The organism is Faecalicatena faecalis, assembly GCF_012524165.2.
Lineage (GTDB): Bacteria > Bacillota > Clostridia > Lachnospirales > Lachnospiraceae > Faecalicatena_A > Faecalicatena_A faecalis.
In genome coordinates this window covers 50,854-71,932 of the sequence record NZ_JABACJ020000012.1, presented here as the reverse complement: position 1 = coordinate 71,932, position 21,079 = coordinate 50,854, and the positions used below count along the sequence as shown (strand labels likewise).

At 43.4% G+C, this 21,079-nt stretch carries 23 protein-coding genes; 2 read left to right on the top strand and 21 right to left on the bottom strand.

Going from position 1 to position 21,079, the window contains the following annotated elements; all coding sequences use genetic code 11:
- Window positions 1-37 precede the first annotated feature (37 nt).
- Window positions 38-1,105 (bottom strand): tyrosine-type recombinase/integrase, encoded by a 1,068-nt coding sequence (locus tag HGO97_RS13175; protein ID WP_216242432.1) that lies wholly within the window; start codon window positions 1,103-1,105, stop codon window positions 38-40.
- 345 nt (window positions 1,106-1,450) lie between these two features.
- Window positions 1,451-1,846, bottom strand: coding sequence for a LysM peptidoglycan-binding domain-containing protein (locus tag HGO97_RS13170; RefSeq protein ID WP_216242430.1), 396 nt, complete (start codon window positions 1,844-1,846; stop codon window positions 1,451-1,453).
- Window positions 1,847-2,169: 323 nt separating this feature from the next.
- Here HGO97_RS13170 and lexA point away from each other — a divergent pair, with 323 nt between their 5' ends.
- Window positions 2,170-2,784, top strand: coding sequence for a transcriptional repressor LexA (lexA, locus tag HGO97_RS13165; protein ID WP_216242428.1), 615 nt, complete (start codon window positions 2,170-2,172; stop codon window positions 2,782-2,784).
- Window positions 2,785-2,847: 63 nt separating this feature from the next.
- Here the strand turns inward: lexA and HGO97_RS13160 are convergent, their stop codons facing one another.
- The 19 genes from HGO97_RS13160 to HGO97_RS13070 form a co-directional block, all read right to left on the bottom strand.
- Complete coding sequence (locus HGO97_RS13160; protein WP_216242419.1) at window positions 2,848-5,868, bottom strand: bifunctional diguanylate cyclase/phosphodiesterase; 3,021 nt, start codon at window positions 5,866-5,868, stop codon at window positions 2,848-2,850.
- Window positions 5,869-5,906: 38 nt separating this feature from the next.
- Window positions 5,907-7,382: an extracellular solute-binding protein gene (locus HGO97_RS13155; RefSeq protein WP_216242417.1), complete on the bottom strand. Its 1,476-nt coding sequence runs from the start codon at window positions 7,380-7,382 to the stop codon at window positions 5,907-5,909.
- 22 nt (window positions 7,383-7,404) lie between these two features.
- Window positions 7,405-7,755 (bottom strand): ribosome silencing factor, encoded by a 351-nt coding sequence (gene rsfS, locus HGO97_RS13150; protein WP_216242415.1) that lies wholly within the window; start codon window positions 7,753-7,755, stop codon window positions 7,405-7,407.
- 20 nt (window positions 7,756-7,775) lie between these two features.
- Window positions 7,776-8,342, bottom strand: coding sequence for a bis(5'-nucleosyl)-tetraphosphatase (symmetrical) YqeK (gene yqeK, locus HGO97_RS13145; protein ID WP_216242408.1), 567 nt, complete (start codon window positions 8,340-8,342; stop codon window positions 7,776-7,778).
- Window positions 8,343-8,354: 12 nt separating this feature from the next.
- Window positions 8,355-8,957, bottom strand: coding sequence for a nicotinate-nucleotide adenylyltransferase (gene nadD / locus HGO97_RS13140; protein ID WP_216242407.1), 603 nt, complete (start codon window positions 8,955-8,957; stop codon window positions 8,355-8,357).
- A gap of 9 nt (window positions 8,958-8,966) precedes the next feature.
- Window positions 8,967-9,257 (bottom strand): ribosome assembly RNA-binding protein YhbY, encoded by a 291-nt coding sequence (gene yhbY / locus HGO97_RS13135; protein ID WP_216242405.1) that lies wholly within the window; start codon window positions 9,255-9,257, stop codon window positions 8,967-8,969.
- Window positions 9,258-9,271: 14 nt separating this feature from the next.
- Window positions 9,272-10,555 (bottom strand): GTPase ObgE, encoded by a 1,284-nt coding sequence (gene obgE, locus HGO97_RS13130; RefSeq protein ID WP_216242396.1) that lies wholly within the window; start codon window positions 10,553-10,555, stop codon window positions 9,272-9,274.
- 153 nt (window positions 10,556-10,708) lie between these two features.
- Complete coding sequence (gene rpmA / locus HGO97_RS13125) at window positions 10,709-10,993, bottom strand: 50S ribosomal protein L27 (protein ID WP_216242393.1); 285 nt, start codon at window positions 10,991-10,993, stop codon at window positions 10,709-10,711.
- 5 nt (window positions 10,994-10,998) lie between these two features.
- Window positions 10,999-11,340, bottom strand: coding sequence for a ribosomal-processing cysteine protease Prp (locus HGO97_RS13120; protein ID WP_216242391.1), 342 nt, complete (start codon window positions 11,338-11,340; stop codon window positions 10,999-11,001).
- Window positions 11,341-11,352: 12 nt separating this feature from the next.
- On the bottom strand, window positions 11,353-11,661 hold the full coding sequence (rplU, locus tag HGO97_RS13115) for a 50S ribosomal protein L21 (protein WP_216242389.1): 309 nt from the start codon (window positions 11,659-11,661) through the stop codon (window positions 11,353-11,355).
- Between the two features lie 105 nt (window positions 11,662-11,766).
- Window positions 11,767-12,552, bottom strand: coding sequence for an amidohydrolase family protein (locus tag HGO97_RS13110; RefSeq protein ID WP_216242388.1), 786 nt, complete (start codon window positions 12,550-12,552; stop codon window positions 11,767-11,769).
- Between the two features lie 20 nt (window positions 12,553-12,572).
- Window positions 12,573-12,986 carry a CBS domain-containing protein gene (locus HGO97_RS13105; protein WP_216242386.1) on the bottom strand — a complete coding sequence of 138 codons (414 nt, stop codon included), beginning with the start codon at window positions 12,984-12,986 and terminating at the stop codon, window positions 12,573-12,575.
- Window positions 12,987-13,009: 23 nt separating this feature from the next.
- The gene (locus HGO97_RS13100; RefSeq protein ID WP_216242384.1) at window positions 13,010-14,329 is read right to left on the bottom strand and encodes an aspartate kinase; all 1,320 of its coding nucleotides are present in this window, start codon (window positions 14,327-14,329) and stop codon (window positions 13,010-13,012) included.
- Between the two features lie 69 nt (window positions 14,330-14,398).
- A complete protein-coding gene (locus HGO97_RS13095; protein ID WP_216242381.1) occupies window positions 14,399-14,536 on the bottom strand; it encodes a hypothetical protein in 138 nt (45 codons plus the stop codon).
- 41 nt (window positions 14,537-14,577) lie between these two features.
- Window positions 14,578-15,057 (bottom strand): Cys-tRNA(Pro) deacylase, encoded by a 480-nt coding sequence (ybaK, locus tag HGO97_RS13090; RefSeq protein ID WP_216242379.1) that lies wholly within the window; start codon window positions 15,055-15,057, stop codon window positions 14,578-14,580.
- Between the two features lie 51 nt (window positions 15,058-15,108).
- Complete coding sequence (locus tag HGO97_RS13085) at window positions 15,109-16,002, bottom strand: SPL family radical SAM protein (protein WP_216242377.1); 894 nt, start codon at window positions 16,000-16,002, stop codon at window positions 15,109-15,111.
- A gap of 371 nt (window positions 16,003-16,373) precedes the next feature.
- Window positions 16,374-17,567 carry a ribonuclease E/G gene (locus tag HGO97_RS13080; protein ID WP_216242590.1) on the bottom strand — a complete coding sequence of 398 codons (1,194 nt, stop codon included), beginning with the start codon at window positions 17,565-17,567 and terminating at the stop codon, window positions 16,374-16,376.
- Window positions 17,567-18,352, bottom strand: a complete 786-nt coding sequence (locus HGO97_RS13075; RefSeq protein ID WP_216242368.1) for a TIGR03936 family radical SAM-associated protein — start codon at window positions 18,350-18,352, stop codon at window positions 17,567-17,569. The genes HGO97_RS13080 and HGO97_RS13075 overlap by 1 nt, the downstream gene beginning before the upstream one ends.
- Window positions 18,336-20,201 carry a TIGR03960 family B12-binding radical SAM protein gene (locus HGO97_RS13070; RefSeq protein ID WP_216242365.1) on the bottom strand — a complete coding sequence of 622 codons (1,866 nt, stop codon included), beginning with the start codon at window positions 20,199-20,201 and terminating at the stop codon, window positions 18,336-18,338. The genes HGO97_RS13075 and HGO97_RS13070 overlap by 17 nt, the downstream gene beginning before the upstream one ends.
- A 245-nt stretch (window positions 20,202-20,446) precedes the next feature.
- Here HGO97_RS13070 and HGO97_RS13065 point away from each other — a divergent pair, with 245 nt between their 5' ends.
- Window positions 20,447-21,031 carry a TetR/AcrR family transcriptional regulator gene (locus HGO97_RS13065; RefSeq protein WP_216242356.1) on the top strand — a complete coding sequence of 195 codons (585 nt, stop codon included), beginning with the start codon at window positions 20,447-20,449 and terminating at the stop codon, window positions 21,029-21,031.
- The last annotated feature ends 48 nt before the right edge of the window (window positions 21,032-21,079 follow it).

The following is a 21,079-nucleotide window of genomic DNA, read 5'->3' as shown; positions in this document are numbered from 1 at the left end:
AAATTTTATGCATGTTTTTGGGGATTCTTTGTTGAATTTAAGGTTCCCTAAGCTTCACGGCCCCGGCCGCTTGTCTGCGCCGGTTCTCATCAATAGCTGCATAGTGCTTCTTAGTTGTATTCACGTCCTTGTGTCCTAAAACATCCGCCACAAGATAAATATCGCCCGTTTCCTTGTACAAAGCAGTGCCATAGGTACTTCGAAGCTTATGCGGCGTAATCTTCTTATTTGGCGTAATCTGGCGCGCATACTTCTTCACCATATTCTCGACCGCCTGCACCCCGATCCTGCGGCGCTGCGTGGACAAAAACAGGGCATTCTCATGCCCCGGCAGTGGAGCAGTAGTCTTCCTGGTTGTATACAGATACATCTTGAGGGCATTCTCAACTTCCTCCCCAAAGTATACAACCATCTCATTGCCGCCTTTGCGGGTCACCTTAACACCATTATTCTTAAAATCAACATCCTGTATATCAAGTCCTACACATTCAGAAACTCGAATCCCAGTTCCTAATAGTAAAGTAATAATCGCCAAATCCCGGTTCTTTGTCTTTTCATAATAGACTTTACGCTGGCCGGTCAGATCATCACCGCCATGTTCGATGTAGTCCAGTAGGGAGGCAACTTCATCGGTATCCAGGCGGATGATCGCCTTATCATGGAGCTTCGGCATATCTACAAGCAGAGTGGGATTCTTCTCGATTACCTGGCGCTTAAAATAATAGGCGTAGAAGCTTCTCAAGGCCGACATCTTACGTGCAAGGCCTTTCTCTGTATTCGTAATCTGCTTATCCTCAGGTCCCTTATAGACTTTAAGATACTCCTGATATTCCTCAATATCGACCGGTTCGATGCGTTCTAAGTCCTTCACAGTGAACTGATCCATGGTATAAGCCCTGTAGACCGGATTATTCTCCATTAAGAAATGGAAGAAAATACGGATATCATATGCATAAGAAATACGCGTCTTAGCTGATGTCTTAGGTTCAATCGCCCTAAAATAATCCTTAGCGAACGGCGGCAGGGTCTTTAGAATCTCCCTGAGCCTTAATGTGTAATCTATATATTTCTGTTCATGGTATGATTTGATATTCTGATCTGACACTTTGGGACCTCCTTACTTTATAATCATCAACAATGAACCCTAAGATTCAAAGTGATACAATCCCTTGTAGTTGAGCGGTTCAACGCTTATATAATATCATATGAGGTGTTTTTTGTCTATATCTTTTGGAAAAATTAGTATTTGTCGTATAGATTGATTTATGTAATAAGGTGGAGCCAATCATTCGGGATTCCCCCTTCCGACTGGCTCCTGGGTGAGTTTATATATCAATACATAGGGATGTATATTGATACCTTAATCTATAAATAACTATAATAAGTAATCTCTCTATAGGTAATCTATCTAAGCACTTCAAACAAAAATATTAACTTCAAACAAATAACATTACTTTTTGAACTTAGTATCGTTATATGCAACAATCAAATTCTGTCCGGCCTCAATATTATCTGTATCAAGTGAATTGATCTCTTTTAAAGCCTGTACATACTCTGATACAGATTCATAATCCTCGGTGATATATACCTTTGCAATATCCCATAATGTATCTCCTGGTTGAATCTCAATACTGGTATAATATTTAAAACGTGCGGGACTCTCTGTGTTACCTGCATGTGCAGAACTTAAGATATTGCCAAATAAAGCACATGCTCCAAAAACAAGAAAAACGGTAATTATACATAGAATAAGCAGTCTTTTTATTCTATTCTCACACTCTCTGCTCCTGTTTACTGATACAGCTTCAATTGCTGCGCCCCTGACACGGTTCCCCTGACCATTCATATGACGTTCCCCCTTGACTCATCTTGTGTACTCTTTTCCCTGAATCGAACATCTGTTCCTTATGATTTATATTATATGACACGAACAAATGTTTGTCAATAGATATTATTAAAAATTCCGAACGTATTTTCGTAACAAGTGTTTGCTTTTTAGTTTTACCTATGGTACTATAATGTATAGATTCGTCTGGTATATTAAAAGACTGGTTATCAATGATACCAGATATAAGATGTCGAGGAGACAGTATATTGTATGGCAACGGGGAATGATGATATAACAGTCCATATAATATGGCTTTTTAACAGTATGAGGAGGTTCATTACATGTCACAGGGAAAGATCAGTAAAAAGCAGTTGGAGATATTAGAATACATAAAGGCACAGATACTTGAGCGGGGATTTCCACCTGCTGTACGTGAGATTTGTGAAGCGGTGAATCTTAAGTCCACATCTTCTGTTCATTCTCATCTTGAGACACTTGAGAAGAACGGATATATCCGGCGTGATCCCACGAAGCCAAGAGCGATCGAGATTCTGGACGATACATTTAATTTAACGAGGCGTGAGGTCGTGAATGTACCTTTGATTGGCCGAGTTGCCGCGGGTGAACCACTTCTGGCTCAGGAGAATATCGAGAACTACTTTCCGATTCCAATGGAATTCATGCCGAATAAGCAGACGTTCATGCTGGCTGTTAAGGGCGAAAGCATGATCAATGCAGGAATCCTGGACGGCGATATGGTGCTTGTGGAACAGGCACAAACCGCGTCCAACGGGGATATGGTAGTTGCACTCATCGAGGACGGTGCCACTGTTAAGAGATTTTATAAGGAAGAAGGAGTTTATCGTCTTCAACCGGAGAATGACTTTATGGATCCAATTATTGTAAAGGATGTGACGATCCTAGGAAAAGTGATTGGAGTTTTCCGTTTTTTCTAAATGAACAATATGAAATAGAACGGCTGCCAGCCAGGATTCATTCCTGAACTGACAGCCATTTTTTTATTCTGCATCTCTATCTATCTCTTCATGCATTGTCATCTTCTCATTCAATTCTTTGATATGATCCACTGTAAACTTATTAATCAGCGGAGGCATACCATCAGGACGTGCAAGATAATATCCCTGTAAGTAATCTACGCCTAATTCGATGACTTTATTCAGCTCCTGCTCTGTCTCAATGCCCTCGGCGATTACCTTAATATTTCGTTCTTTCGCATAGGAAATCGTATTTTCTACAATCTTCTGCTTATCGATATTGATATGGATGCCAAAGATAATGGACCGGTCAATCTTAATATACTTAGGAGCCAGTTCCAGCAATACACGTTCCCCATTATAACCACTGCCGTAATCATCCAGCGCAAAATCTGAATTCCAGCGGTTCACGACTACCCGTTTTACATCCATAGCCTCCTGATTGGCCTGTGAGTCTTCTGTAATCTCTAATACAAAATGATCCAGATATCCTTTGCATTCAGACTCGATCAACTCCAGTGTCTGATTGCTGAGACGGTAATCGGCAAGGGAATTGATGAACACTTTACATTCCGGTGAAATCCTCCGGTTACGAACATGCTGTATAAAGGTCTTCGTAGCGATCTTCCATGTCAGCTCTTCTATTTTATCAAGCTTATGCTCTTCCCTTGCAAGGGACAGGATATCTGCCGGACTTCTGAGGGTCGGCATCGTACCGCGCATCAGTGCCTCATACGCAAAAATTTTCCCTGTGTGAGCATCAACAATCGGCTGGAAGAAATATTCGACCTCTTCCCGTTCGATCAGCTCTGTCAGCTCACGACGATTCTGCGAGATATATTCCTCACTATGGTATGCCCCAAGATCAAAATTCCCGATTTCCCCTTTTGTGGAATGCTTAATCTGATACATGGCAAAATCAGAATACTGCAGAAGTTGTTCATAATGCCTGGAATCCCGCGGATACCAGGAGATTCCTCCCGACATTCTGAGGCTGGCACGCTGCATAGGGGGCAGAATGATATACTCCTTTGCAATCCCCTTTCTGAACTTAGTCAACAGCTTCGTGATTTCTGTTTCAGACTCATATCCATAGAAGAACAGATAAAATTCGTCTCCAGAAATTCGAGCGATGACAGTCTCCTGCGGTGTATATTTCCGAAAACTGTCCGCTGCAGCCTGAATATATTTATCACCATAATCATGTCCAAACTTATCGTTGATCTGCTTTAGATTATCCAAATCGATCATAACAAGGGCAGCCTTTTTCAGATAGTCCTCTCCTTTTGCAAAAAGCTGATGCATCAGACGCTGGAATGCCCTGCGATTCTTCAATCCCGTTAAAAGATCATGGTCACGTTCGTGCTCCAAAAGCTGCTTTTCCTGAATCGTCCTTGTAATGTCCTCTGCCACACCCACAATTCTCTGCCCATCTAATTCAGAATAACTCAGTCGTATATAAGTATCCCGGTCTTCATAGGCAATCTTATAGAGCGCATATCCATCACTCTCTTCCACCTTATAGGCATCAAATGATTCCATCTGCTTCTGGAATGAATGAATATCCAACATCTTCGTTGTAATCGATTCTTCCCCAAATATCCTAAAAAATTCATCGGTAATAAATAAGGTCTCATGTTTAAAATCTAACTCGAATCCTGCTATGCGCACACTGGCCTTATTTAAGATCTGGGTGAACTTGGTCGCAGAATCAATCACATCACTGCTCAATTTTTCAATGGAACGCTCCATTTGGTCAATTTCCAGAATGTTCGTCCTTGGAAGATGAATCTTCTTCCGTGTGTTCAGCCTCTGCATATTTTTTGAAACGGCATAGATCGGCCTGGAAATCATGAAGCTCACAATGATGCTGCCCCCGATTCCGATACTAATCGTAAATAAGATTGCCAGTGCTATATAATGCAGGATTTTTCTGGAGAACTCTGTGATATCCCTCTCTTTAACTACCCCTGCAAGACCCCACCGGTCCGATTCAAACGGCCCGTTAGAATCGTATAGCTGCAGATAATCCGTATCTATAAACATGTGTCTGCTGTCAAGATCGAGGTATTGGTAACCATCATTGGACGTTTCAAGCTGTAGCTTACTGCCCTGGGGAATGGCCTTTTCGTCCGAAGAAAAGGCAGTCTCATACGTTCCTTTCTCCTCGTCCTTAATCACGAGCAAATATACGGCATTTTTCCCACTCATCAGTTCATCACTAGGAAGCATGGAAGAAAGGTATTCTAAGGTAATTTCCATACCAAGTACCCCATAGACCTTCCCCTGGGAGGTCACTAACGGGACAGAATAGGAAATCATTTTTTTATCATCATCTGTTAAAGTATGGGGCTTCCCCCAATATCCCACCTCTGTCAGCGACTTTGCATCCGTGTTTAACAGTCCTTGCTCGTACGGATTCAGAAGGATATTCCGTGTTTCAGGGTTCTCTTTCTGAAATTCGAACTGCGGCTTCCACATACTGTCAGTTGCAATATCCAGACTATGTACAAGGTCTACTGATCCTCTTTCAATTAATAAATCACTGTTGCGGATCGATGGGCTGGTATCTGGATCCAAATCTCTGAAATAGACTCCTGGCTTTGCAAAATTCTCCTGATTCCGAAGGGTGTCCGGGTCATCTGTATTGAAAATAACAAATGCACCTGTCACTTTGTTGGAGCGGATCATTTCTATCAGATACTTTGAAATTTCCGAAACAAGAGGATAACACTCCTGAGAACTACTTCCGATCTTATCCAGGTCAATCGTGCCTTCTGTCTCTAACTCTTCCGCCCGTGCGTTTATCAATTGTGCAGTGTAGGAAACATTGGACCAATTGTTGAGCATCTCATTCTTTAAATAGCTGCTCCTGTTCTTCACTTTTCCCTGAACAATCCCCCGTGCATTCTGATTCAATTCCTGAATCGTGCCGCCATAGATAAAGGTTCCCGACAAAAGAATTACTTCCATTAAAGTAAGGAGGATCATGGGAATTAGTATTCTCTTTAAGATCGGCTGTGCCTTCTTCGTCTTCATACGCATTCTCATCTCCTCCTTCCTTTTTCCATATTCACTTATACTTACTCACCATCGACGAGTGTTTTCAAAGAAGCCAGTGTCTCCTCATACCAGGATTCAAAGTTTTCGTCTGTGTCAAACTGACTGACTGCTTCTTCCCTGGAACTTCCATTTTTCATTAGCTCCACGATTGCGTTCCTGTCAGCCGACGCCTTATCGGAAAGGGAATATTCCAGAATATTACGGGCGTCTGTGCCATTCTTGAAAGCTCGAGTCGTATATAATGTGTTATCTGCAATCTGATCCATAGAAGCATCCAGCACCTGTATCACACTATTATCCGTGCTTTCAATATTCTTGTTAATCATATCCTTCTTGTTAGCATCCTTTTTCACCGGAAGATAGCCAGATGTCACCGCAAATTCAATATTCCTGTCCGTATCGGTAAACCATTTTAAGAATTCCACCGAAGCCTCGATCTCCACGGGATTCTCTTTCTTCATGACGACCATTCCCGCGCCCTGTTGAACTGCATAGTTCTCCCCATCTTTAAACTTCGGGCACTCAAAGGCCTGCATTTCAATCGGATAGGTATGTTCATCATCCAGGGTCACCTGTTTTGGGAAAAAGGTCGCTCCTGCGGAGGAACCCACAAAGGCCAGTATATTTCCCGTCTTGATATCATCACTCCTGAACTTTCCAGAGGATGCAAAATAACCGTTTATGAAAGGTACATAATAATTGTCCCAAAGCTTTCGTACGACTTCTTTGTTAAAATCCAGCCGGGGTGTGCCATCCTTCACAGAAAAGATTTCTGTTCCAAGCTCCCTTGCACCAATAATAAAATAATTTGCCATGGCATCCCTTCCGAAGAAGGCTTTCCCATCATCCGGCGTATCGGTCAGACTATCCGTCCATTCATAATATTGACGGGAGATATCTGTGATTCCCTCAATCGTAGAAAGATCATCCAGGGACACTTTACAAGCACTGGAAAACTTATCCCAGTCCGTCTGATTCAACATGAATACCTCGGTCGCTTTTGCAACAGGGAAAATCTTGAGACTGTCCTCTGATGCAAACCGTCCTTCATCCACATAGCTGTCCATATACTCACTGATCTCTTCGTCCGTCATATAATCCTTTAAATCCACAGCCATTCCTTTTTCATCCACAGCAAACGCTGTATCTGCATAGGCCGCAAAAATATTCGGAATCTCCTTTGCTCCGACCTTACCGTCAATCGATGCAAGAACACTTTCCTCCAGATCGCCGACATTGCCGAGTCCCGAGGCCTTCACCTTGATTCCAAGCTCCTTACCAGTGCTTTCATTGAATTCTGTCACGAGTTCATTAAAAGCGTCCTGCTGTGCTCCATTATAATAATGCCACACCTCAATCGTCACTGGACTCTTTGGATCCAATTGGCTTTCCTTCGATTTTGATGAAGCATCTTTTTCCTGTGAAGAACAGCCTGCCGTGAGCACAAGTGCTGCGGCCACAAACAGACTCACGCCTGTTCTAACTATGCGTTTCATAAACACATCTCCTGTCTGTATTTTATAGTGTTGCGATATCTACATCCTTACCGTCACGCCAAATTCTTTCTAAATCATAAAAAAGTCTGTTTTCTTTATCAAAAATATGCACAATTATATCATTGAAATCAAGCAGTACCCAGCTTCCTGTTCCATGTCCTTCGCGCTGCTTTAAGTGGAATCCTGCCTTGCCAAGGCTCTCCTCTACATTGTCGACCAGAGCATTCACCTGGCTGTCGCTGTTACCGTTAGCAATGATAAAATAATCTGCCAGCACGGATACTCCCGAGATATCAATGATCTTAATATCTTCACCTTTCTTCTCATCCAATGCCTTGAATGCAATCTTAGCCATCTCCTTTGCCTGTTCCATAACTGCTCCTTTCTATTCCATTACTTTTTACTATAAAATTCATACGTCTTTACTGTCATAGGGTCTATATCCCTGCCCGCATTCTCAAGATATGAGATGGTGGAAGCCGCACTAAGTGCGACTGCCTCATCTAAATCTGAAAATGCTGCTCTTCTGACCAGTGTAAGCCCCTCGATTTCCTGACGTCCCGGCTCAATATAGTCCGCAATATAAACAATCTTTTCCAGCAGGGTCATACCCGGCCTTCCTGTTGTATGATAAGTGATCGCATCTAAAATCTCTCTGTCATGAATATGATATTCATGTTCTGCCAGATATGCTCCTAAACGTGCATGCACTAAAGCCGGCATCTTTCGCTCCGATTCGCTAAGCCCGATCTGATACTCATTGCAGAGCTGAATCTGTTCTCTGCCTGAGCAGAACTTAGCGCAATCGTGGAGCAGCCCGGCAAGAAGAGACTTCTTTACATCTCCATCATAGCGCATCGCCAGAGAAGAGGCCGTATACATGACACCAAGCGTATGTTCATAACGCTCACTTTTCAATTTTTTCTCTAATTTTCTACGTATCCCTGTGATATCTGTCATCCTGATCCTTCCTTATCTATATAAGTGATGTTCTTTTATATAGTCTGCCACCGCATCCGGCACCATATAATGTACCGTCAGGCCCTTTGCCGCCCGTTCACGAATCGTAGTGGAAGAAATCTCCAACAGAGGAGCACGCAGAAGCTCGATATCCGCGCCATACTTCTCCTTTAGATACGCAATCTGTTTCTGCATATCAGCGATGTCTTTATCATCCCGCATTGCAGCCAGTATCGTGCATGTCGGGAAAATCTCCTTAAAATATCTCCACTGCTCAATTGAAAACAGGGAATCTGCACCCAGGATAAAATAAAATTCACACCCCGGATACAGCTCATGAAATTCCAGCATCGTCTGATACGTATAGGAATGAACCCCTTCCTTTGCTTCATGAAGCGAAATCTTAAAATGAGGTGCCCCCTGGATTGCCGCCTCCACCATTGCTACCCGATGGGAAAGGCTGGTATCCATCTCCTCCGTATCTTTATGAGGAGGATTCCCGTTGGGCAAAAACCATATTTCATCCAGTTCAAACTGTTCGAAGGCAAATTCACCTAAAAGCAGGTGTCCGATATGAATCGGGTCGAATGTGCCCCCCATGATACCTATCTTCATAACATCCCCCTATGGAAGGACAATTTTCTTCTTATCGTCCTTTCCTTCTTTATATAATACGATCTTCTTGCCGATCACCTGTACGACCTGGGAACGTGTCCTCTCGGCCACCATCTCCGCCAGCTCTCTCGGATCATCACCGCAGTTCTGAAGAACACTGATCTTAATCAGTTCTCTTGCATCCAATGCCTCTGCAATTGCCTTTGTCAGCCCCGGTGTCATACTGGATTTTCCAATCTGGAAAATCGGGTCCATTGTCATAGCAAGACTCTTTAAATATGCTCTCTGTTTTGTTGTCATCTTTCATTTATCTCCTATTTATAATAATCAAACTGTAAACCATACATCTTGACAGTATCGCCTTCTTCGATACCTGCCTGTTCTAATTCCTCCAGGATTCCCGTATCCTTTAAGAACTTCTGGAAGAAAGCAAAGCCCTTCTCTGAATCCAGGTTGGTGTATCCGAGCATCTTCTCGATCTTCGGCCCTTCCACCACGTAAAGATCTCCTTCCTTCTCTACGGTGTAAGGAAGATCCTCATAAATCAGCTCGTCCTCAGGGAAATACTCCTGCTCAAAGACAATCGGCTCTGAATCCAGATGTTCAAGCTGTTCGCTGACATAATAAAGCAGCTCATTGATTCCCTGTCCTGAAACACCAGAAATGGAAAATACCTTGATTCCCTTTGGCTCAAACTCTGCCTTAAGTCTCTCCACCGGATCTTCATCCTGACTATAGATCAGGTCCGTCTTATTAGCAGCAATGACCTGCGGCCTCTTGGCGATCTCTGAATTATAAGCCTTAAGCTCCGCGTTGATCTTGTAGATATCCTCCACCGGATCACGTCCCTCGGAACCAGCCGCATCGACCACATGAATCATCATCTTTGTACGTTCTATATGGCGTAAGAACTCATGTCCCAATCCAACTCCCTCTGAAGCTCCTTCAATCAATCCCGGGATGTCAGCCATGACGAATCCCTTTGCCCCCTCCAGGTCCACGACTCCGAGATTCGGATTCAATGTGGTGAAATGATAATTGGCAATCTTCGGATCTGCATTCGTCACCCTTGAGAGCAGTGTAGACTTCCCGACATTTGGAAAACCAATCAGCCCCACATCTGCGATCACTTTCAGCTCCAGTGTCACCTCCAGCTCCATCGCAGGCTGTCCTGGCTGTGCATACTTCGGTACCTGCATCGTGGAGGTCGCGAAATGCTGATTCCCAAGGCCGCCTTTACCGCCTTTTAATACAATCTGGCGTTGATTGTCACCAGACATATCTGCAATGACCTTACCGGTCTTTGCTTCCTTAATGACAGTTCCCTCTGGCACTCTTAGAACCAGGTCACTGCCATCTTTTCCATGGCAGCGTCTCTTGCCGCCCTCCTCGCCATCTGAGGCCGCATATTTTCTCTTGTGTCTGTAATCGACCAGTGTATTCAGGCCTTTATCCACCTCAAAAATCAGGTCTCCGCCTCTGCCGCCGTCTCCGCCATCCGGCCCGCCGTTGGGAACATACAGTTCTCTTCGAAAGCTGCAGTGCCCGTCTCCGCCTTTGCCGGACCTAATCATTATCTTAGCTCTGTCTGCAAACATAATATCTATATCCTTTTCTTTCTTTTACTTTATTTTCCAGTTTTCAGAATCTTTCTTATTATATCATAACATGTCCATTTTTACTATGAATAATTCCCATAAGATAAAACAAGCCTCAGACTGTTAGGTCTGAGGCCGTATGTGCATATACGCTTATTCAGCTACCGGATAGATAGAAACCTGTTTCTTATCTCTTCCTTTTCTCTCGTATCTAACAACACCGTCTACTAAAGCAAACAGTGTATCATCACCGCCGCGTCCTACGTTCACGCCTGGATGAATTCTTGTTCCACGCTGTCTGTAAAGGATGTTACCAGCTTTTACAAACTGTCCGTCAGCTCTCTTAGCGCCTAATCTCTTAGACTCAGAGTCACGTCCGTTCTTAGTAGAACCAACACCTTTTTTATGAGCGAAATACTGAAGGTTCAATTTCATCATGGTTATTACACCTCCTCGAAGATAATATCAATATATGGTTCGTAGTCGCCGTCGTCCTCTATCTCCTCTAGACCAAGGATCATAGTCTTCAACAGCAGTTCGGCATCATGTGTAGGTTGATTGACAAACCGAAACTGAATCAATCCCTGTGCATCTTCCGTATCATCCGTCACGACAGATGTCTCATCGTCCGTATAACGTTCGATGGCGTTGATCGTGTTGATAATCAATGCGGAGGCTGCTGCACAAACAATGTCCATGCCTGCATCTGCATATTCAGCATGTCCCTGTGCATCAAAACCTACATATTCATGCTTCTCGGTTTTATAAATGGTTACCTGAATCATCTCGTCACCGGATTAAGCATTGATCTTGTCAATCTTAACTGCAGTATACTGCTGTCTGTGACCATTCTTCTTATGGTATCCAGTTTTTCTCTTATACTTGTAAACGACAACCTTTTTACCTTTGCCGTCGCCAATTACAGAAGCTGTAACTGTTGCACCTTCTACTGTTGGGTTCCCAACAACAAGTTTGTCGTTGTTCACTGCAAGTACCTGGTCAAATGTATAAGTCTCTCCAGCTTCTACCCCAAGTTTTTCTACTTTAATGATATCGCCTTCGGCTACTTTGTACTGTTTACCACCTGTTGCTATAATTGCGTACATATGGCACCTCCTATTATCATTACTCGCCAATTACGGTGCCCGCCTGACGGCAGGACTTCAAAACCTCATTGTGCGGCATACCGTTGTAGTATAGCACACGGATTTTTATAAAGTCAATAGTTTTCTTGCATTTTCGTCAAGAATTTTACGCTTTTCATCTTCGTTAAATGGGAGGCGGCCAAAATGCTCTGCCGACTCTGCCTGACCGGACCACGGAGAGTCCGTTGCGAACAGGATTTTCTCGACTCCATGTCCACGGGTAATACGAACGAACTGAGCATCGTCGATCTTCCCGAATACTACCGCCGTGTCCAGGTAAACATCCCTGCCCACCAGATAGCGCTCCACATCGTCCCAGCAATAGAATCCGCCCATATGTGCAATAATCAATTTCTCCGGCCTCACTTCGTCAATGACCTCTGCGGACATCTGCGGAGTCGCATAAATGCAGTCAGGATATCCCGGGTCAAAACCGCCGTGGACCGATATGATAAATCCGAGTTCTGATGCGTAGGAGATGATCCGTTTATAGCGGATATCGTTGAAGAAGGTCTCCTGGTAGGCCGGATGCAGTTTAATCCCGCGAAAGCCCATATTCTTTAGTTCTTTTAATTCCCGCTTATAGTCCCCGCTCTCCGGGTGGATTCCTCCAAAAGAGAGAATCTCCCCTTCCAGAAATTGTGCCGCAAACCGGTTGATACTTTCGAATTGCCCGGGATTCGTCACCACTGGAAGCGCTATCGATACATCTACGCCGGAATTCCTGGCAGACTCCCTTAAACCTTCTGCTGTTCCATTTGTAAAAGGAACCGTCTTACATCTGGCGCTCAAAAAATCCAATGTCTTTCCTGCAATTTTGTCAGGAAAGATATGTGTATGAAAATCAATCATGTCCTTAAAGCCTCTTTTTATTATTTGTCACAGTCATTCAGCTTATCATAGCAGTATTCAATGATACTGCGGCGTGTAATGATTCCGATAAATTTATTCTGATCATCCACCACCGGAACAAAGTTCTGGTTCATCGCCTTTTTTACAAGGTCCTCCATATCCGCGTCAGCAGCAACAACGTCGAATTTCGCTTTGCGCGGGAAATCACGGATAAAGATATTCTCTGCTCCTTTGAGATTCAAGTCTTTATAATCTTTGATTCCCCAGAGCAAATCTCCCTCTGTGATTGTTCCGACAAACTCGCCCTCCCTATTCAGCATCGGGATAGACGCATATTTGTGATATTCCATGGTCTCCAGGACCTGACGCAGTGTACAGTCATCATATATGTAAGCTACCTCAATCTTCGGTTTTAAGAAGAACAAAATGTTCATAATCAGTTAAATACCTTCCTCTTTTATATTTGTGTCAAAACAAAAATCTCGTATAATGCGCGGATCGCATTCTTAAAATCATCATGTCTGACGCCGACAATGATATTGAGCTCGCTTGAGCCCTGGTCGATCATCTTGACATTGATATGGGCATGTGCCAGTGCCGAAAAGATTCTTCCAGCTGTTCCGCGGGTCGCCCTCATGCCGCGTCCTACAATAGCGATTAGTGCCAGATCAGACTCCAGTTCGATGTGGTCTGGATCGACCGCCTTATGGATTCCTGCGAGGACCTGTTGTTCCTTTTCCTCGAACTCGTCTTTATGGACAAAAATCGTCATCGTATCAATCCCGGACGGCATATGCTCGATAGAGACCTCATTCTCCTCGAATACCTGCAATACCTTACGGCAAAAGCCAATCTCAGAGTTCATCATGGCTTTCTCCACTGTAATAGAAGCAAACCCATCCGTCCCAGCGATTCCGGTGATCGTATATTTCGGCTGTCTGCAGGTGCCTTCTACGATCAATGTTCCTTTATCCTGTGGTGCGTTCGTATTGCGGATATTGATCGGGATTCCTGCTTTTCTGACCGGGAAAATAGCATCCTCATGAAGCACACTTGCCCCCATATAGGAAAGCTCCCGCAGCTCTCTGTATGTAATCGTCTCGATGGACTTCGGATTCTTTACGATACGCGGGTCTGCAATCAGGAACCCAGAAACATCTGTCCAGTTCTCGTATAAGTCAGCAGACACTGCCAGTGCCACCAGGGATCCTGTCACATCAGAGCCGCCTCTTGAGAATGTCACAACGCTCCCATTTTCTTTTGCACCATAAAACCCGGGGATTACTGCGTATTCCTCTTTCTCAAGCCGCTCTGCAAGAAGCTTGTTGGTCAGTTCATCATTGAATGATCCATCCTCATTGAAGCGGATCACCTCGGCAGCATCTACGAATGTGAAGCCTAAATATGCTGCCATGATCTTACCGTTTAAATATTCACCTCTTGATGCTGCATAATCTCTGCCGGCCTTTTTACCGAAATTCTCCCGGATCACTTCAAAATCTTTATCCAGGGAAAGAGTCAGATCTAATCCTTTGATGATTTCTTTATATCTGTCATGGATATCAGAAAGCAGATCTGTAAAATTCTTTTCTTTGATTGCTGCACCGTAACAGCTATAAAGCATGTCCGTCACTTTCGTATCATTAGAAAACCGCTTTCCCGGTGCGGACGGCACTACATATCTTCTGGATGCGTCAGAGCGTATGATTTCCCCGACCTTTTTGAACTGTTCAGCACTTGCCAAAGAACTTCCGCCAAATTTTACTACTTTTTTCATTCCTCTTTCCTCCAATATTCCTAATAAAGGGGAATCCCTTTTTTGTTTTTATGCGTTCTCGGTACATTATTATACCTCACTGGCAACTGCTTGTAAATCTCTTATTCTTGATTTTTTTGCACTTTTCGACAAGAAATCCTGCATTTTTAATAGGATATTTTTCTTATCAATATGCATTTCTGCAAATTTGCTATCTTCTGTCTGCATAAAAACCAGGAAGTACCGGATATCCCTGTTTCCTTATCTCATCAGAAAATGACATCTGCATACTCTGCATTGGATGCTTTTTTCAACCCCTCCGGTTCAAGCTTTAACTGCATCCCCAGTTTCCCGCCACTGACATACATGTATTCCAAACACTGTGCCGTTTCATTTATAATAGTAGGAAAAGCTTTTTTCATTCCCACCGCCGTACAGCCGCCCCTGACATATCCAGTCACAGTTGTGATTTCTCTTACCGGAAGCATTTCAAGCGACTTCTCTCCTACTGCTTTTGCCGCTTTCTTTAAATCCAGCTCTGCCTCGATTGGAATTACAAATACATAATGTCCACCGCTTTTCCCTGTTGTGACAAGTGTCTTATACACCTCTTCATGGGGTAAGCCTGCCTTGTCTGCGACCGTAATCCCATCGATGAACTGTTCACATTCATAAGTCTCATATTCATAAGGAATTTTCATCCGGTCGAGGATACGCATTGCATTCGTTTTTAACTCCTTTTTACTCATATGGTTCTCCTCCTTGATTCTTTTCCAGTGTAAAGTCTAAGCATTTTCAAATCAATCAAACAGGCTGAGCTGCTCTATTTGATAGGGACGTTTATAGCTTGAGATGATATCCTTCATATTATAAAGGATTCCTGCCTTCTGACATTCTTCTGAGAACATCTTCCAAAGCTGCCTGGCCCTTTGACTTCTGCATTCATACATCGTTCCAAATCTCTTCTGATATTTTTCAACAAGTCCTTCTCCCGGGAATATTTGATTTAGTTTTTCATAATACCATTCCCTCTGGTTTTCCCGTAATGTGACACCAAATGCAGGGTAAATAAATCTAGCTCCCGCCTCTTTCGCCTCATGGATGATTCCTCGTATATTTTCGTCGCTATCCTCGATATATGGAAGCACGGGCATCAAAAGGATTCCTGTATAAATCCCCTTTTTGGAAAGCTTTCGGATTAATTCAAAACGCTCAGATGATGGATTCACGCCCGGCTCCAGCTTCTTGGCAAGAGAATCGTCGCAGGTAGTAATTGTGACTTTACATAAAACGGGAGAATGCTCCTTGATATCACACAGTACATCGATATCCCGCTCTAAAAGTGTGCTTTTTGTTGCAATCGCAACCCCAAATTCAAATGCATTGCATAGTTCCAGCGCATGACGAGTCAGAAGCAGCTTTTCCTCAAAAGGATTATACGGGTCGCTCATTGCTCCTGTTGCAATCACTCCGCGTTTGGTCTTTCTGCGCAGCTCGTCCCGAATAATCTCCAATGCATTTTCTTTTGCCCGCACTGTATCGAACGCCTCCACACCATAACAATTCGAACGACTGTCACAATATATACATCCATGGCAGCATCCTTTATATATATTCATATTATACTCCGTTCCAAACCAATACTCTGGTCTCTTGGAACGTGTAATAATCGTCTTTGCCGGAATATATTCCATTGTACTAGATATCCTTTCTTTTTTTGAATTCCTTTTGAATTTCGCATCCTTCACTCTTTACCCAAAGGACTTTCTTTACTTTTACGATAGATATTATAGAATTCCTATGTGAAATATCATCTGTCAGAAGCAATTATAACACAGAAATAACACATAATTCATGATGTATACAATTATACAATATATTTTTTCTGTTTTCCATTACTTCCCACAGAGAAATAATAGCGTTTTTTACATTGTATACATATATACAATATTTCTTCTCTATCTTTTCTATTTCTCTGATTAAACCACATGTAATAACATAAATTGTATTATTGTATACAATATAAAATAAACAAAAAATATAAGCTTTTGGCAGAGTAATGCTGCTACTCTGCCAAGCTTTCATGTAAAGGTCTGCGCACCTTTTTCCGTGTCAGTTCAACTAACTGCAGTCCTGTCACATCCACCAGGGTAGACTGAATAGGATCTTTCGCAAGGAACTGGCGCAGTGCTTTTAATAATTCCTTTTCGGCCTCTTCATCGTCCAGATTGATAAAATCTACGATTACAATTCCAGACAGATTGCGAAGACGCATCTGTTTTGCAACCTCCTTTGCGGCCTCAAGGTTGATTTTAAGATAAGTATCCGTTGGATTTTTCTTTGCAATACATTTGCCGGAGTTGACATCGATCACCGTCAGAGCTTCAGTATACTGGATTACAAGATAAGCACCGTTCTTCAGCCATACTCTCTGCCCCAAAGCGCGGTCTAGCACCGTTTTGGTACTGTACAGCTTAGAAAGGGGAAGGTCAGCATTGGTGTAACACCTGAGCTTATCCAGATCTTCCGGCTGTTCCTTCTCATAGTAATCCCGAACCTGCTCATAAAGCTTTTGACCTTCTATCACAATCTCTGTCAATCCTTCAGTATACACGTTTTTCAAATCCGTAATATATGCAGGAGGTGCCTGCAGAAGACATGAAAAACAGGTTCTCGTACCTGCATTCTTACGAAGTTCATAGTAATTTTCTTCTAATTCTTTGATTTCCTTAAGAACAGCAGAAAAATCCGCATCTTTTGCATTTGTGCGGATGATCAGTCCGTATTCTTCATTTTTCAGCGGTTTTAAACGTTCCTTTAAGTCTTCCCGGACTGACTTAGGCAGCTTTCCAGATGTCCCTATCCGGGTGTTTCCTGTGGTCAGGATTGCATACCGCCCTGTAAAGCTTAGATTACTGCTTACCGTGGGGACTTTGGTCTTCACCGCCTCCTTGCTGATCTGAACGACCAGTTCATCTCCAATGCAAAGCGGTTTTTTCCCAATTTTATGCGTGAATACAGCATTTGCAGCCTGGCTCATATCATAGTAGCATTCGACGCCGCTCTCAATTTCAATGAAAGCGGCCCCAATATTAGCTACAATATTCTTTACTTTTCCAACATATATATTCCCCAGGACATGGCGGGTGGTTCGGCTTGTATCTGCAGGTTCACAATGGATTTCTACAATCTCATCATCTTCCATAAGAAACATCCAAATTTTGCTGTCCTCTTCCATCATAAGGATCTTCCGTGAAATCATGCTGGTTCCATCTCCGTTTCTGTTCCCGACATCTGTGTACATTGGGTACCTTTTTCAGGCGTTTGGGGTATCTCTGTTCCCAGATTCTCCAGGCTGACCAATTGACGTGTTCCATCTACACCTGTATCTGCATACATTTCCAGACGGTGACAGGCAAAAGAGACCTCTTCTGGATTGATTCCCATATACCCGCAAAGAGCCTCCATGACAAGTCCTGGTTTCAGATTCTCAACACTCCCGGATGCCACCTGCATATAGAAGGTGATCTGTCCTCCATTTTCCTCCACCGGTCTGAACTGATATATCATCGGTTTGATATCTACTTCCTTCTCACTGCGCTTTGTCTGCTTCATGATACGGATTTCAGGCTGTGCAATGAACTCCTTAGCTCTATCCAGCCAGTTTTCCGGAAATTCGCCTTTGACCAGAGTCGTCCGGTAATCGGCGGCGGCAACGATTGCCATGCCTGTCATCTTCTTTTCCTCCGCGATCTGGCGGAAGCTTAATACCTCGATTCCCTCCACCATGACCTGGTTCAACTGCCGCACAGCAGCCTCACTGGAAATCGGCTCTTTTAACTCAATATCAAAATATTCTCCATCGCTTGTGAGACCGATTCCAAGTGGATTAGCAAAAGACATAATCATATGAGGACTATACCCTCCCGTAAAGGCTATCGGTATCTCTGCCCGTCTCATAGCCTTCTGAAAGAAACGCATTACATCAAGATGTCCGATAAATTTTAATGCACCATATTTTCTGAATTTAATTCTTACCTTCATAACAGACACCTCCTCCAAATTGTGCGGCACCGCAGCCAGAACACTGAACTCTGCAGTTCGGCGTCACGGTCCCTTCCATCGCTCTCTCCCATTCTCGTTTGAGGAAATTCTTACTGACCCCAATATCAATAAAATCCCAAGGAAGCAGCTCGTCCAATTCTCTCTTGCGGGTCGTGTAGAATTCGATATCTACTCCTGTATTGGCGAATGCCTCCATCCATGGTTCGTTGTGGAAGGTCTCTGTCCATGCATCGTAGAGACAGCCTAACCTGTAGGCTTCTTCAATTACTTTTCCAACTCTTCTGTCTCCGCGGGCAAACACACCTTCCAATACCGTGACATCTGCTTCATGCCAGTTATATTTCAGACTTTTTCTATTCAGTTGTTCCTGGAATTCATGCTTCACAATGCAGGCGCGGCGGATATATTCCTCACATGTATACATGGATGCCCATTGGAAAGGGGTAAAAGGTTTCGGTACAAAAAAGGAGGAACTTGCTGTGATCTGGCATTTTCCATGTCGTTCTTCCTTCGGAATTTCATAATATCTTCTTGCAATCTTATCGGCAAGCCTCGCGATGTCCTTCATATCCTCCTCGGTCTCCGTAGGAAGTCCCAGCATGAAATACAATTTCACCTTAGACCAGCCGCCCTCGAAGGCCTGTCCTGCACCCTCAAGGATGATTTCCTCTGTCAAGCCTTTATTAATGACATCCCGCAGACGCTGTGAACCTGCTTCCGGTGCGAAGGTCAGACTGCTCTTGCGGATATCCTGCACCTGGCTCATCACATCCAGAGAAAACGCATCGATTCGCAGAGAAGGCAGAGAAATGTTAATTCCCTCCCCCTTAAATTCCTTGATCAAAAAGTCTACCAGCTCTTTCAGTTGAGAGTAATCACTAGAACTTAAGGAGCTTAGGGATATCTCTTCATGCCCCGTATTCTTCAGCATAGTCTTTGCATATTCCTTCAAGGTCTCAACATCTCGTTCTCTTGTCGGACGATACAACATTCCCGCCTGGCAGAACCTGCACCCACGGATACAGCCTCTTTGTATTTCTAAAACGACTCGGTCCTGTGTCGCCTTAATAAAAGGCACTACAGGTGCTTCTGGATAAACGGCATTCGTCACATCCTTTACGATTTGTTTCTTAATAGTAGAGGGAACTCCCTCCCGGACTGGTCCAAAAGACTTTAAAGTGCCGTCCTCATGATACTTCGGTTCATAGAACATCGGTACATAAAGCCCCTCAATGTTAGCGGCCTTGAGGAGGAATTCCTCTCTGCTTACGCCTTTTGCCCGGCTTGATTTATAAAGGTCAAGAAGCTCATCATAGACCTTCTCCCCTTCCCCAATATAAAAGATATCAAAGAATTCTGCCAAAGGCTCTGGGTTATAAGTACATGGCCCACCTCCGATCACGATTGGATCCTCCCAGGTCCGATTCTTTGCATACATTGGAATCTGTGACAGGTCCAAAAGCTGAAGAATATTTGTATAACACATCTCATATTGGATGGTGATTCCAAGAAAATCAAACGCCCGGACCGCCTCCTGCGATTCCAGGGCAAAGAGAGGAATCTTCTGCTCTCTCATCACCTTATCCAGATCTACCCAAGGGGAATATACCCTCTCGCACCAGACATCCTCACGACGGTTGAACATATCATATAAAATCTGGATTCCAAGATGCGACATACCGATCTCGTACACGTCCGGGAAAGCCATGGCAAAGCGAACTTCCACCTTATCCTTATCTTTCATCACCGAATTGAACTCATTCCCAATGTAACGGGCCGGTTTTTCAATACTTAATAATATTTCATCACTTAAAGCTAGTTTTCTCATATGATTCCTTTCGCTTTCTGTATATTCAGCAAATTCCGAAGGCCTTTCTGAAGTTAATAAGCTGTCTTTCCAACCTGCATGAGTGTTTACTTTCTTTGCAGACCTATCGGTCATATACAATCCTACATATTATATAACATTTCCTATGAGAACTTCAAGCATAAAAGGGAAGCTTAAACTTTTCCTTGACAAGTATCTTCTAAGTGCATAAAATGAAAGTAATCACTTGCATGGAGGATGTTAATTTGGACGATACAAGCCAGAAAATCGTTGATGCAACGATGTCCTTGATCCGCGACAAGGGCTATGTGGCAACAACAACGAAAGATATCGCGCATTTGGCCGGTGTCAATGAGTGTACCTTATTTCGAAAATTTAAAAATAAAAAGGATATCGTATTGCACGGTATGGAACAGGAAAAGTGGCGGGCAGATGTAACCCCTGAGATTTTTCAGAACGTGACCTGGAATCTCCGGTCTGATTTGGAGATGTATATGAATGCCTATATGGACAGGATCACCCCAGACTTTGTGAATCTTTCGATTGGTCTTCGGGCGCCGCAGTTATATGAAGAGACTGCCTCTTTGATTATGAAGATTCCACAGGCCTTCCTGGATTCGCTGATAGAATATTTCCATGAAATGGACCGGCGCGGAAAAATCAGTCACCCTGATTATGAGAGCCTGGCAATGCAGATTTTTTCATCCACGTTCGGATATACATTTTTAAGTGCATCTTTCCATCAAAATCTATCAAAAGTAACCCGTTTGGATTTCATCAAAAGTAGTGTAGACATTTTTGTGAAAGGGCTGTCAGATGGTACTGTATAAGCAGTGCCATTTCTTATAAAATCAATGCAAGTAAGTGCTTGCATGTAA